General features: G+C 71.2%; 9 protein-coding genes and 3 pseudogenes. 5 read left to right on the top strand and 7 right to left on the bottom strand.

From position 1 onward, the window contains the following. Positions 1-25: 25 nt before the first annotated feature. Positions 26-1,261, bottom strand: a complete 1,236-nt coding sequence (locus tag ABZ880_RS51990) for a glycosyltransferase (protein WP_361278463.1) — start codon at positions 1,259-1,261, stop codon at positions 26-28. Between the two features lie 183 nt (positions 1,262-1,444). Beyond that, the gene (locus ABZ880_RS51995; protein ID WP_361278465.1) at positions 1,445-2,281 is read right to left on the bottom strand and encodes a polysaccharide deacetylase family protein; all 837 of its coding nucleotides are present in this window, start codon (positions 2,279-2,281) and stop codon (positions 1,445-1,447) included. A 694-nt stretch (positions 2,282-2,975) separates the two neighbouring features. Between ABZ880_RS51995 and ABZ880_RS52000 the strand changes: the two genes are divergently transcribed. After that, the gene (locus tag ABZ880_RS52000) at positions 2,976-3,746 is read left to right on the top strand and encodes a hypothetical protein (protein ID WP_361278467.1); all 771 of its coding nucleotides are present in this window, start codon (positions 2,976-2,978) and stop codon (positions 3,744-3,746) included. A gap of 5 nt (positions 3,747-3,751) precedes the next feature. Here ABZ880_RS52000 and lysX read toward each other — a convergent pair whose 3' ends face one another. After that, on the bottom strand, positions 3,752-7,030 hold the full coding sequence (gene lysX, locus ABZ880_RS52005; RefSeq protein WP_361278469.1) for a bifunctional lysylphosphatidylglycerol synthetase/lysine--tRNA ligase LysX: 3,279 nt from the start codon (positions 7,028-7,030) through the stop codon (positions 3,752-3,754). A 112-nt stretch (positions 7,031-7,142) separates the two neighbouring features. Between lysX and ABZ880_RS52010 the strand changes: the two genes are divergently transcribed. Then, positions 7,143-7,604 carry a universal stress protein gene (locus ABZ880_RS52010; protein ID WP_361278471.1) on the top strand — a complete coding sequence of 154 codons (462 nt, stop codon included), beginning with the start codon at positions 7,143-7,145 and terminating at the stop codon, positions 7,602-7,604. Here ABZ880_RS52010 and ABZ880_RS52015 read toward each other — a convergent pair. After that, complete coding sequence (locus tag ABZ880_RS52015) at positions 7,567-8,256, bottom strand: class I SAM-dependent methyltransferase (RefSeq protein ID WP_361278473.1); 690 nt, start codon at positions 8,254-8,256, stop codon at positions 7,567-7,569. The two genes, ABZ880_RS52010 and ABZ880_RS52015, sit on opposite strands and share 38 nt — an antisense overlap. Then, positions 8,253-8,672, bottom strand: a complete 420-nt coding sequence (locus ABZ880_RS52020) for a cytidine deaminase (RefSeq protein ID WP_361278475.1) — start codon at positions 8,670-8,672, stop codon at positions 8,253-8,255. Before ABZ880_RS52020 ends, ABZ880_RS52015 begins: the two co-directional genes overlap by 4 nt. A gap of 138 nt (positions 8,673-8,810) precedes the next feature. On the opposite strand from ABZ880_RS52020, the gene ABZ880_RS52025 reads away from it, so the two are divergent. Further along, on the top strand, positions 8,811-9,248 hold the full coding sequence (locus tag ABZ880_RS52025; RefSeq protein WP_361278477.1) for a pyridoxamine 5'-phosphate oxidase family protein: 438 nt from the start codon (positions 8,811-8,813) through the stop codon (positions 9,246-9,248). Between the two features lie 11 nt (positions 9,249-9,259). Here ABZ880_RS52025 and ABZ880_RS52030 read toward each other — a convergent pair whose 3' ends face one another. Then, a complete protein-coding gene (locus ABZ880_RS52030; protein ID WP_361278480.1) occupies positions 9,260-10,327 on the bottom strand; it encodes a 2-oxoglutarate and iron-dependent oxygenase domain-containing protein in 1,068 nt (355 codons plus the stop codon). A gap of 183 nt (positions 10,328-10,510) precedes the next feature. Here ABZ880_RS52030 and ABZ880_RS52035 point away from each other — a divergent pair. Further along, positions 10,511-11,919, top strand: a pseudogene (locus ABZ880_RS52035) (amino acid permease). A 61-nt stretch (positions 11,920-11,980) separates the two neighbouring features. On the opposite strand, the pseudogene ABZ880_RS52040 reads toward ABZ880_RS52035, so the two are convergent. After that, positions 11,981-12,112: pseudogene (locus ABZ880_RS52040) on the bottom strand (IS200/IS605 family transposase); the annotation flags it as partial. A gap of 26 nt (positions 12,113-12,138) precedes the next feature. Here ABZ880_RS52040 and ABZ880_RS52045 point away from each other — a divergent pair. Beyond that, positions 12,139-12,796, top strand: a pseudogene (locus ABZ880_RS52045) (RNA-guided endonuclease TnpB family protein); the annotation flags it as partial.

Below are 12,796 nucleotides of genomic sequence, written 5' to 3' on the forward strand. Positions count from 1 at the left end.
TTCCGGCTCGGCGGTCCGGCGTGGTTCACGCGGACACGGGCCGTGGTTCCCGGCTGATCTCGTCGAGGAGCAGCTGCGCGGCCACCGCCGCCCCGTCGGTGCGCATACTGGCGGCGACGGCACTCGCCCGGGTGCGCGTCCCCGGGTCCAGGGCCACCGCGAGCGCGGCCGACAGGGACTCGACGGTCGGGGTCGGGCCGTCGTGTGCCGCGCCGATGCCCAGATCGGCCACCCGGGCCGCCCAGTGCGGCTGGTCCACGATCTGGGGTACGACCACCTGGGGCGCACCGGCCTGCGCGGCTGTCGTCGTCGTACCCGCGCCGCCGTGGTGCACGACGGCGGCCACCCGGCGGAACAGCGCCTGGTGGCTGACCTCGCCGACGGCAAAGCAGTCGGCGAGGTCGTCGGCGGGGGCCAGGTCGGCCCAGCCGCGCCCGACGAGCACGCGGCGGCCCTGCGCGCGCACCGCCCGGACGGCGGTCTCGGCGAGGTCCGTCGAGCCGCGCATCGGCATGCTGCCGAAGCCCACGTACACCGGCGGTTCCCCGGCCTCCAGGAACGCCAACAGCTCGTCCGGCAGCGGGCGTTCGTCCGGCAGCGTCCACGCCCCCGTCTGCACCAGGTCGAGATCCGTCATCTCCTGCCATCGGCCCAGGACCGGGTCGGCCGCAAGCCACGGCCGGTCGGTGAAGACATGGTCGCGGACGTTGTCCACCGGTGACAGGCCGATCGCCGCCCGGTGGGTGTTGAGGGCCGCGCCGTACAGCGCGTTCACACGCTCGGCGTCGAGGTCCCACAGCGCCTTGTTGTCGGTCACACCGGGTGGGTTCGGCCGGCCCGGCCGCTGCGCCGGCGGGCGGTGCGAGGACGGCAGACCGACCGTGTGGAAGCAGGCGAACACATAGCGGATGCCCAGTTTCTCGGTCACCGACCGCGCCCCGGCCGGCATCAGGCCGGTCGCCACCAGCGCGTCACACCCCTCGGCCGCCGGGGCGACCGTGTCGAAGTGTGCGGCGACCAGCTCGGGCGCGAGCTGGAACGCGCGCTCCGGTGAGGGCGGCGTCGCCCCCGTCACCAGCGCACGCACCGACGGCCCGAACGGCACATGCTCCACGCCGGCACCCGCCAGCAGCTTCGCGAACTCCTCGTCCGGCGGCGCGCACACCAGCGCCTGCACGCCGAGCTTCCGCAACGCCACCGCGAGTCCCGTCACCGGCTCGACGTCCCCGCGCGACCCATACGTCATCAACAGCACACGCACTTCGTGAATCCCCCATTTCCGCAGCTTCTGGCCCTCGGCCGGAGATTCTGCGGCATCAGGGGGGCCTTGCCGCAAGCCCCCCTGTGCGCTGTATCTTGATAGTGGCAAGGAGTGTGTGAACTCCTTGCCTTTGTTCTTGTCGGCGCCCCTGCAGACGCGCTTCCCCGTGCCCGGCCCCACTGACTATGCGTAGCGCCGTCTCGGCACGGTGATGTGGTAGCCGGAATCCAGCAGGTACGGCAGATAGCGGCGCAGCGCCCGCACGCTCTGGGAGCGGTTGCCGCCGGCGTCGTGGGACAGCACTACGACACCGGGGGCGGCGCCGTGTTCGACGCGGCGGACGATGGTGCGGGTGCCGGGGGTGGTCCAGTCCTCGGTGTCGACCGTCCAGGCCAGGGGCTCCATGCCCAGCTCGGCGCCGAGCTGGAAGGCCGCGCGGTTCCAGGCGCCGTAGGGGGCGCGGAACCACTGGGGCCGCTCGCCGTAGGCGTCTTCGATGACTTCACTGGTGCGTTTCATCTCCGAGCGGATCCGAGCGCGGGTCAGGCGGGTCAGCAGGGGGTGGGACCAGGTGTGGTTGCCCACGACGTGGCCCTCGTCGGCCATCCGGGCCAGCAGGTCCTGGTTGTCCACGGCCATCTCCCCGCACACGAAGAACATGGCCCGGACCTCGTACTCGGCCAGGGTGTCCAGGATCGCCGGGGTGTAGCGGGGATCCGGCCCGTCGTCGAAGGTCAGCACCATGGTGCGACCGCGTCCGGACACGCGCAGGAACGGCTCGTGCCGCACCAGCGTCGGCTCGGGGACGGCGCGTGGCGGATCGTAGCCGCCCATGGGCTGGAGGCGGTAGGCGGAGGGCGTGCGCGTGGGGCTCGCCTGGGGGCCGGCGGCGGGGGCTGCGGGCCGGACCGGCTCGTCGCCCCCGCCCAGCGCGAGCACACCGGCGGTCCCGGCCGCGCCCAGAGCGGCGACGCCGCCGATCAACGCCCGGCGCCGCGTGAGCAACTGATCCTTCTTCATGACTCATCAGTCGCCCGACCGAAGCCGCCCGCACCCCACCGACACCGGACCGGCGGCAGGAAAACACCTGCCCGGCCCAAGAAGCGGGCTCAGCGGTGGCGCATCGGCGGCGGGCGTAGAAGGGCGGGCGTGGAGGGTGGAGCGACCGGGGGGGGTGGGCTGCCGGGGCAGAGGCCACGGCGACCACCGGTTGGGGCAACTGCCGGGCGCTGCGGGCGATGTGACCGAGGCGGGTCTTGCGGATCAGCTCGGCGAGGTAGCTCCTGGGTCCGGGACGGCGGGACGGTGAGGGGGAACGGCAGCGCGGTGGCCGCCGGGCGGCGGGACGAGACCGCGGGCAACTGGACGGCGGGAGGCCCCGAACCGCGGGACGAGCCTGGCAGCACGGGCCCGACGGCGGACGGCGGCATGGCGAGCCCAGCAGACATCCAGGCCGCGGACTCCCGGGCCGCCCGCCTCCCGAGCCGGCAGCTGCCCGGCGACCCTCCGACACGTCGGCCGGACCGGCAGGCCCGCAGCGCCCTCAATTCACTTTCGGCAGACGGCCGTTCACGAGTAGCGTCGGAGCCGTGAGGTGATCTCCCGTGCGGTGTCCCGGACACCGCAGACGCGAACCGGTCCGTCATCGCGGTCGGTGGCCAAACGCGCTGCCGCTCCCGCACACGCCCCGCTTCCGCACGGAGAGTTCATCATCATGCGCGCACTCCCTCCCGTTCCCGGCGCCACCGCCGACGCCACCCTCAAGGCCTTCGTCGAGCTTGCCGGCGGCGACCCCGGTGTCGTCGGTCTGGTCCTCAGTGGCTCTCAGGTGCACGACGGCATGCCGACCGTGCACTCGGACTACGACCTGCACGTCGTCCTGCGCGACCGCGACGCCTCGCCGCTCAGCGAGCTGGACTGGTTCCGGTCCGCCCATCTGGACCTGGTGGTCCTCACGCTCGAGGAGTTCCGGCGCCGTGGCATGCCCGGCAGCCCGGACGCCTTCAGCCGGTACTCGTACGTCCACGCCCGCGTGCTGCTCGACCGGCTGGACGGTGAGATCGCCGAGATCCTCGACCGCAAGCGCACCCTGGACGACGACGAGGCACGCACCGCGGTCGACGGCTATCTCGACGCCTACGTCAACCAGACCTACCGCTCGCTGAAGAGCTACCGCGACGGCCGTGACGCCGTCGGTCATCTGGACGCCGCCGAGTGCGTCCCGTACGCGTTGGAGGTGCTCTTCGCCCTGCACCGGCGGGTGCGGCCGTACAACAAATACCTTCGGTGGGAGCTGGAACGGCAGCCGCTCGGTGACGACCGGTGGAGTGTCGAGCGGTTGCTGCCGGTGCTGCGACGGATCCTGGCCGACGGCGACCCGCACACCCAGCGCTCCCTGTTCGGCGGCATCGAGCAGGCCGCGCGGGCCGCCGGGCACGGTGAGGTTCTCGACTCCTGGGGAGAGGACCTGCACCTGTTGCACTGAAGTGGTCAGCGGCGGCGCACCAGCGGGAACGGCAGCGTCTCCCGGATCGTCAGGCCGGTGAGGAACATGACCAGCCGGTCGACGCCGATCCCGAGGCCTCCGGTGGGCGGCATCGCGTATTCGAGGGCGTCGAGGAAGTCCTCGTCCAGCTCCATCGCCTCGGGGTCTCCTCCGGCGGCGAGCAGCGACTGGGCGGTGAGGCGGCGGCGTTGCTCGACGGGGTCGGTCAACTCGGAGTAGGCGGTGCCGAGTTCGGTGCCGAAGGCCACCAGGTCCCAGCGCTCCGCGAGCCGCGGGTCGGTGCGGTGCTGGCGGGTGAGCGGCGAGACGTCGGTCGGGAAGTCCTTGTAGAAGGTGGGGAGTTGGGTCTTCTCCTCCACCAGGCGCTCGTACATCTCCAGTACGACGTCTCCCCGGCCGTCGTCCACCGTGTACGGCACACCGGCGCGGTCGCACAGCGCGAGCAGCGCCGGCAGTTCCGTGTCCGCGTCGATCTCCTCCCCCAGTGCCTCGGAGATCGCGCCGTAGACGGTCTTGACCGGCCAGGCGCCGGAGATGTCGTACTCCTTGCCGTCCTTGCGCGCGATGGGTGTGCCGAAGGCGGCGGTGGCCGCGCCCTGGATGAGGTCACGGGTGAGGTCGAGCATGACGTCGTAGTCGGCGAAGGCCTGGTAGGCCTCGAGCATGGTGAACTCGGGGTTGTGCTTGTAGGAGACGCCCTCGTTGCGGAAGGTGCGGCCCATCTCGAAGACCTTCTCCAGGCCGCCGACGCACAGCCGTTTCAGGTAGAGCTCGGGGGCGATGCGCAGGTAGAGGTCGAGGTCGTAGGCGTTGATGTGGGTGGTGAAGGGGCGGGCGTTGGCGCCGCCGTGGATCTGTTGCAGCATCGGCGTCTCGACCTCGAGGTAGCCGCGCTCCAACAGGCCCTGGCGCAGGGCCTGTACGGCGGTGGAGCGGGCGCGGATCACCTGGCGGGCGTCGGGGCTGGAGACCAGGTCGAGGTAGCGCATGCGGACCTTGGCCTCCGGGTCGGCCAGACCCCGGCGTTTGTCGGGCAGCGGGCGCAGGCACTTGCCGATCAGCCGCCAGGAGGTGACGAAGACGGTGGGCTCGCCCTTGTCGCTCACGCCGGCCCGGCCCGTCGCGGTGATGTGGTCGCCGATGTCGGTGTCTGCGGTGAAGCGGTCGAGGGCGGGGCCGGACTCCTCGCGGGTGAGGGCGAGTTGACGGTCGCCGGACCAGTCGCGCAGCACGGCGAAGACGATGCCGCCGAAGTCGCGGACCAGCATGACCCGGCCGGCGACGGTGACCTGCTCGCCCTCGCGGACGTCGGCGAGCGCGTGGGTGCGCCGAGGGATGCCGACGGGGTACGGGTCGGTGCCCTCGGCGCGCAGCCGGTCGAGGGTGCCGTGCCGGATGCGGACCTGTTCGGGCAGGCCGGCATGCGGATCGCCGGGCCCGGCCTCGCCCCCTCCGTCGAGGCCGAGCGCCGACAGCGACGGCAGGCCCTCGGTCGTCGCGGGCCTGGACGCGCCCTTCGGGTGCCCCTTTCCCCAGAGTTTGCGCAGGGTCGGTACCGAAACGAAACCTTCGGCGATTCCGGAGGCCAGGCCGATGCGGGCGAGGGAGCCGGTGTCGCCGTAGCAGATGAAGCGGGGGTACCACTCGGGTTGGTACTTGGCGTTGGAGCGGTACAGGGCCTCCAGTTGCCACCAGCGGGAGAAGAACAGCAGCAGGCGCCGCCACAGGCGGAGCACCGGTCCGGCGCCGATGCGGGCGCCCTCCTCGAAGGCCGAGCGGAAGACCGCGAAGTTCAGCGAGATCCTGCGTACGCCCAGTTTCGGGGCGGCGGCGCACAGTTCGGCGACCATGAACTCCATGACCCCGTTGGGGGCGGTGCGGTCACGGCGCATCAGGTCGAGGGAGACGCCGTCGCGGCCCCAGGGCACGAAGGAGAGCAGGGCGAGCAGGCGGCCGTCCTCGCTGAGGGCCTCTACGAGGAGGCAGTCGCCGTCGGCCGGGTCGTCGAGGCGGTCGAGGGCCATGGAGAAGCCGCGTTCGGTCTCGGTGTCGCGCCAGGCGTCGGCCTTGTCGACGATCTCCTCCATCTCCTCGTCGGTGAGGGTGGAGTGGCGGCGGATTCGGCTGGTGGCGCCGGTACGGCGGACGCGGTGCACGGCCTGCCGGGTGACGCGCATGTCGCGGCCGTCGAGGTCGAAGTCGGGCACCGGCAGGATCGCCTCGTCGCCGAGCTGCAGCGCGCCGAGTCCGGAGCGGGCGAAGGCCTTGGCGCCGTCCTCCGAGGCGCCCATCGCCGCGGGCGCCCAGGCATGGCGGCGGGCCACGTCCAGCCAGGCGGCGATGGCGTGCGGCCAGGCCTCCCGGTCGCCCACGGGGTCGCCGCTGGCCAGGCACACACCGGCCTCGACACGGTAGGTGACGGCGGCCTTGCCGCTGGGCGAGAAGACCACGGCCTTGTCGCGTCGGGTGGCGAAGTAGCCGAGAGAGTCCTCCTCGCCGTAGGCCTTCAGGAGGGCGCGGATGCGGGGTTCCTCGTCGCCGTGCAGGGCGGATTCCATGCGCTGGGAGCGGAACAGGGTGGCGGCGGCGTTCAGCAGGGCGAGTGCGCCGAACAGGCCGAGCAGGAAGAACAGGGCACGCGGCGGGCGGCCGTCGAAGGAGCGGGCCGAGACCAGGCCGCCGCAGACCCGGTTGGCGGCCCATGCCAGGCGCTGGCCCCGGGGCAGCGTGCCGGGGAACAGCTCGACCAGGCCCCAGCCGACGAGGATGCCGAGGACGATCCCGGCCAGCAGCACGGCGAGGGCGCGTCGGACGGCGGCGCGGCGGGAGGCGGCGTAGAACTCCCCGCGGGCGACGATCAGCAGGGCCAGCGCGAGGCTGCAGACGACGAGCGAGGGGACGGACTCGGCGTACAGGCCGAGGGCCACGCCGAGGATGTCGTCGAGGACGAGCAGGCCCAGGTAGACGACGACCAGCCACCAGGCGATCTTCTTGCGGGCGGCGGTCGCGGCGGCCAGCAGGAAGAGGAAGACGGCGTAGGCGAGGTTGGCGCTGATGGGGACGATCAGCAGGTCGAGGAAGCGGACGACCGGGCGCAGCAGGGCGCGCAGCGGCGGGATGAGGGCCAGCAGGACGCAGAGCAGTCCGAGGGCGCCGAAGAAGGCGCCGAAGACTTCGGGCACCTTGCTCAGCGGGCCGCTTCCGGGCGGGCGTATCGGACCCGCGGTCTGCTTGGGCGGGGAGGCCTGTGCGGTGGCACTCATGTTCCGACTGTAGGAAGCCACCGGCCGCCTCGCCCGTCGAACGACCGCCCTGCGTTCCCTTGAGCGGTCCCGCACGGCGGCGGGACCTGCGGCTTCCGATAGCCTCACAGCCGTGACGGAACAGCACTCGCACCAGTTCGAGCGGGGTACGGACGGGCCGAAGGTGATCATGGCCGGGGTGGACGGCTCCGACTCCTCGCTCCGCGCCGCGGCATATGCCGGTGGCCTGGCCCGGCGCCAGCACGCCCTGCTCGCCATCGTCTACGTCCAGCCGGTGCTGGCGGCGGGCGCGGCGATGGGGGCGCCGGTCGCCGAGACGACGGACGAGATCGCCGAGGACCTGGTCGCCCAGATCCGCGAGGCGACCGAGCGGATGAAGGGGATATTCGACGTCCGCTGGGAGTTCCACACCTTCCGCGGCGACCCCTACGGCGGTCTGGTGAAGGCGGCGGACGAACTCAAGGCCGACGCGGTGGTGGTGGGCGCCTCCGAGCAGGCGGGGCACCGGATCGTGGGGTCGGTGGCGGTGCGGCTGGTCAAGGCGGGACGGTGGCCGGTGACGGTGGTGCCGTAGGCCTCAGCCGTTTCCGGGCCAGCAGCTGCATCCCCTGCGACCGGTGACCGTTCATCGTGACGACGTCGATCCGACGCTCGGCCACGAGGTCGAGGTCTGCCAGGAGAGCACGCAACTCTGCGCTGCCGTGGTGTCGGCACACGGCGCCGTCGTCGGTGGCGAACACCCCGTACGGGGTGCCGAATCGGCGGGTGTGGGCGGCATAGCGCTCGCGGTTTCGCTCGTCGTCCTGCAGGAGCATGTCGCTGACGTAGAGCAGGCCGCCGGGTGCCAGGACGCGGACCGCTTCGGCGACGAGGGCCCGCTGGGCCGTGTCGTCGGGGACGCAGGTGAGCACCGCGAACAGCAGGACGACGTCGAGACTCGCCGAGGCGTGGGGCAGGGTCGGCGGGGACTGCAGTACGTCGAGACGCAGGTCCGGTCTCGCTCGGCGGCCGCGCTCGATCAGACCGGGGGACGGATCCACCCCGGAGACCTCGCTGAAGCCGTGGTCCGTCAGCTCGGCCGTCACCCGGCCGTATCCGCAGCCGTAGTCGAGAATCCGGGCGTCCCGGTCCATCTCGGCCAGCCAGCCGTGCTCCACCGGGTGCGTGAACGTCTTGGTCGCGCCGACGCCGTTCCAGTAAGCGACCTGGCTGTCCAGGTTCTTCATGCGGACTCGGGGTCGAGCTGGTGGTCGGCCCAGACGTAGCTTTCGGGCAGCAGCTCGGTGACGGGGACGGTGCGGATGCGGTCGCCTTCGCCGACGATGACGTTGACGGCGGGGAAGTAGTCCAGGAGTACCTGACGGCACCGGCCGCACGGGGGAACGACCCCCCGGTCCCGGTCGCCCACCGCGACGATCGTCTCCAGCTCGTAGACGCCCTGTGCGGCCGCCGCACCGATGAGGACCAGTTCGGCGCAGGGGCCTCCGGTGAAGTGGTAGGCGTTCACCGCGGTGACGATCTGCCCGTCCCGGGCGCGGGCGGCGGCCGCCATGGTGTGGTTGTCGCCCCGGCAGCGCGTGCGGGCGATGTGGGCAGCGGCCTGGATGAGTTCGTGGTCGACGGGGTGGGTCCGCTCGGTCATCTTCTCCGCTTTCGTGGGGTGTTCAGGAGACGGTGACCCGGGGGGCGTGGGTGCGCAAGCCAATATCGGGGGTTCCGCGGGGCGGTCCTAGGTCTTCGGTCGGTGTACAGGCCCCGACAGCCACTCGATGATGCTGCGATGACTTCTCGCCCCTTCGACGTGGACTCCTTTCTGCTGCGGCCGCTGACCGCGCGCATCGCCACGAACGGGCCCACGGTCCGCCCCGTCTGGTTCCTGTGGGAGGAGGGCGCCTTCTGGATCCTGACCGGGCCCTGGGCGCGCCTGTTCGACCGCGTCTCGGCCGACCCGGCGGTGGCGCTCGTGGTCGACGAGTGCGAGCCGGCGACCGGGCTCGTGCGGCAGGTCATCGCCCGCGGGCGGGCCGAACTCGTGCCGTTCGACGTGCCGCGCGGGCGGCGCAAGCTCGTGCGCTATCTGGGGGCGGACGAGACTCGGTGGGACGAGCGGTTCGTGGGTTACCTGTACGACGACCCGGCACGGCGCGGGACGACGTGGCTGCGGCTGAAGCCCGAGTCGCTCGCGGTACAGGACCTGAGTTATGCCGTCACTCCCTGACGAATGGGACTTCAGCTGGTGTGCAGTGCCTCCTCGCGGAGGCGGGTGAGGACCTTCAGGCCACCCTCCCGGTCCATCCGGGCCGTGGTCACGCGGAGCGGGTAGCACCTTCGGAACATCGAGGTGAAGTGGGTGCCGTAGTGGATGTAGTCGCCGGAGCCCGGGGCGGCCAGGGGGCGGGCCACGGCGTTGAAGGACGGCTCGTGGAAGTAGGCGAGGGTGTAGCGCTCGCGGGCGGCCAGGCGGACCTTGTGCGGGGTCGACAGGAGGGCGCCGGCGGTCATGAACTGCATGATGTCGCCGGGGAAGACGGTGAGGACGCCGGGGACCGGGGTGACGTAGGTCCAGGGTCCCTCGTGTTCGTAGCGGCCGGCCATGGACTCGTCGGGGAGCCAGTTGCGGCCGCGTTCCTCGCCGGGGACGGGCGGGCGGATGTAGAGGCCGCCGACGTCGTCCTGGGCGGCGATGACGAGGAGGCCGTAGTCGGTGTGGGCGCCGATGCCGCGTTCGGAGGTGGCGTCGGCGGGCGGGAAGCGCAGGACCCGCATGTGGTGCCAGCCGTCGGCAGTGAGGCGGGTGAAGGTGTCGGAATCGTCCAACCCCAGCCCCAGGGCCGTCAGTTGCAGCAGACGGTGACCCAACTCGCCGACCACGGCCATGTAGTCCTTCATCGCGCGGGCATAGTCGGGTGACGGCCAGGGCGCGGGGCCGTGGCAGGGCCAGTGTTCGACGACTCGGGGGTCGTCGGCGGGGATGTCGGGGCAGACGGTGAAGATCTCGGAGCCGTCCCGCTCCCCCGCGGTCTCCTCCTCCCCGGAGGCGACATAGCCGCTGTAGGTGAGGTCGGAGACATGCGCGGCCTTCTCCTGCAGCGGGCGGGCGCAGAAGGCGCGGGAGGCGGCCAACGCCCGTTCGGTGGCCGCCTGTTGGGCCACGGTGGCGCTGATCTGGAAGATGCCGTCCGCCTGCCAGGCCGCCACCAGTGCCCGGCCGAGTGCCCGGTCGGCGTCCGTGCCGTGGACGGCGGACGGTGGCCGGAAGGTCTGAAGGGGCGTCAGGGTCTGTTTGTCGCTGCTCATTCGAGGTACTCCGCGAGCGATGCGAGTGGTTGCGCGCCAAACTACGCCGCGGCCCTCGCTCCTGAACAGCCGTTCAGTGCACATGGCCACGCCACGTATCTGCGCGACGTCTTCCCCCGAGGGCGCTCCTGGGCCATCATGATCGGCCGTCAGCCGTTTGCCGAACGTGAAGAGGTGACGCGCATGGCCGGGCTCCGGGTGGGCGAGGGCATTCTCCGCCGCAAACCCATCGAGCACATCGAGGAGACGGAGGTCGGCGAAGGCACGCGGCTGGACCGGTCGTTGGGGCTGTGGCAGCTCACGGCGATCGGCGTAGGCGGCATCATCGGCGCGGGCACCGGGGGTCTGGGGGTGTGTCCCCCAGAAAACGCAGCACCCTCGCCGGCACCGTGGCGAACGGTACGGCGGGACCCGCAGTCCTCGTCTCCTTCCTCATCGCGGGCGTCGCGAGCGCGGCGGCCGCGCTGTCGTACGCGGAGTTCGCGGGACTCATCCCGAAGGCGGGCTCCGCCTACACGTACGGCTACGCGGTGCTGGGCGAGTTCGCCGGCTGGTTCATCGGCTGGGACCTGCTGCTGGAGCACACGGCGATCGTGGCGGTGGTCGCGATCGGCATCTCGGGCTACTTCAGCTTCCTCATCGAGGACATGGGCGCCGAACTGCCCAAGTGGATGCTGGGCGCGCCGAGTACGGGCGGCGGGCACAAGGTCGACCTGTTCGCGGCCCTGCTGTGCCTGCTGATCGCGTATCTGCTCAACCTCGGCATCCGCAGTGCGGCCCGCTTCGAGACGATCGTCGTGACGCTGAAGGTCCTGGTCGTGCTGCTGGTGATCGCGGTCGGCGTCTTCCACATCGACACGGGCAACTACAGCCCGTTCTTCCCGTACGGCGTCGGCGGGGCGTTCACCGGAGCGGCGACGGTGTTCTTCGCGGTCTTCGGCTACGACGCGATGTCGACGGCGGCCGAGGAGTCGAAGGACGCGCAGCGGCACATGCCGAAGGCGATCATCTACTCGCTGGTCATCTCGATGGTCCTGTACGTGGCCGCCTGCCTGGTGCTGACCGGCATGCAGGACTACAGGGACATCGACAAGGAGAGCGGCTTCTCGACGGCGTTCAAGTCGGTGGGGCTCGGCGGGCTGGCGGACGTGATCGCGGTGGGCGCGATCATCGGCATCCTCACGGTGATGTTCACGTTCATGCTGGGCGTGACCCGGGTGTGGTTCAGCATGAGCCGTGACGGGCTGCTGCCCAAGTGGTTCGCGAAGACGCACCCGACGCGGCACGTGCCGACGCGGGTGACCTGGATCGTCGGGGTGGCGTCGGCCGTCATCGCCGGGTTCCTGCCGATCGGCGAGGCGGCCGAACTCACCAACATCGGCATCCTGTTGGCGTTCGTGGTGGTGTGCACGGCGGTGATCGTGCTGCGCTACCGGCGGCCGGAGCTGCCGCGCACGTTCCGCACGCCGTGGATGCCGGTCGTGCCGGCGGTGGGTGTCGTCGCCTCGATCTGGCTGATCACCTGTCTGCAGTGGCAGACCTGGGTGCGGTTCGCCGTGTGGTTCCTGATCGGGACCGCGATCTACCTTTGATCTTGGCCAGTGCTCCGGCCTTCAGGCCGGATGGTGAAGGCCGTCTCGAAATGGGGGTGACACAGCGCGTCAGCATGGCGTCCGTCATGGCCTTGCGCCGGTACTTGGTGACGAACACCAAATGGACGTGCAGGTGGTAGTTGACGTGACGGCCGGTGCGTACGTCGGGGTTGGGATTCCAGCGTGGTGACATAAACCAACGGTAGTAGAGTGATCGTCATGAGCGAACTCGGTCTGGTGAAGCGGCAGTTCGGGCATCGCGCCCGACTGGCACTGAGCCCTGCCGAGATCCGCGTCGTGGATGACCAGGCGCACGCGGCCCGCACCTGTGGAACTGCCTGCACTCCTGGTGGCAGATGATGCCCAAGGACCAGCGCACCCTGGCGGGCGCGGACGCTGCGATACGGCAGGCCCGCAAGGACCTCGATTACCTCGCCGCCCTTCCCGCTCAGGCCGCGCAGGCCGTCTTGAAGACGTATCACCGGGCCTGGGTGAACTGCTGGGAGGGACGGGCCGAGGAGCCCAGCTTCAAGGGCCGCTTCCGTGCGCCGATGTCCGTGGACATTCCGCAGGGCCGGGATCTGCACATCGTCCGCGTGCACCGCCGGTGGGGCGTGGTCAACCTTCCCAAGGTGGGCCGGGTCCGTTTCCGCTGGACCAGAGACCTTCCCGTGGGCAAGCGGGCCAACAAGGGGAACCGGATCACCGGCGCCCGCCTCGTCAAGGACGCGTTGGGCTGGCACATCGCCTTCCGCGTCCAGACCCTCCAACGCGCCCCCGATCCGCACCAGGGGCCGCAGGTCGGCATCGACGCCGGAGTCAACGTCCCCCTGGCCCTGTCCAACAAGGACCACCAGGACCACGGGCGCCCGCCGCG

Origin of the sequence: Streptomyces sp. NPDC047043, from assembly GCF_040644055.1 — a bacterium.
Classification (GTDB): Bacteria; Actinomycetota; Actinomycetes; order Streptomycetales; family Streptomycetaceae; genus Streptomyces.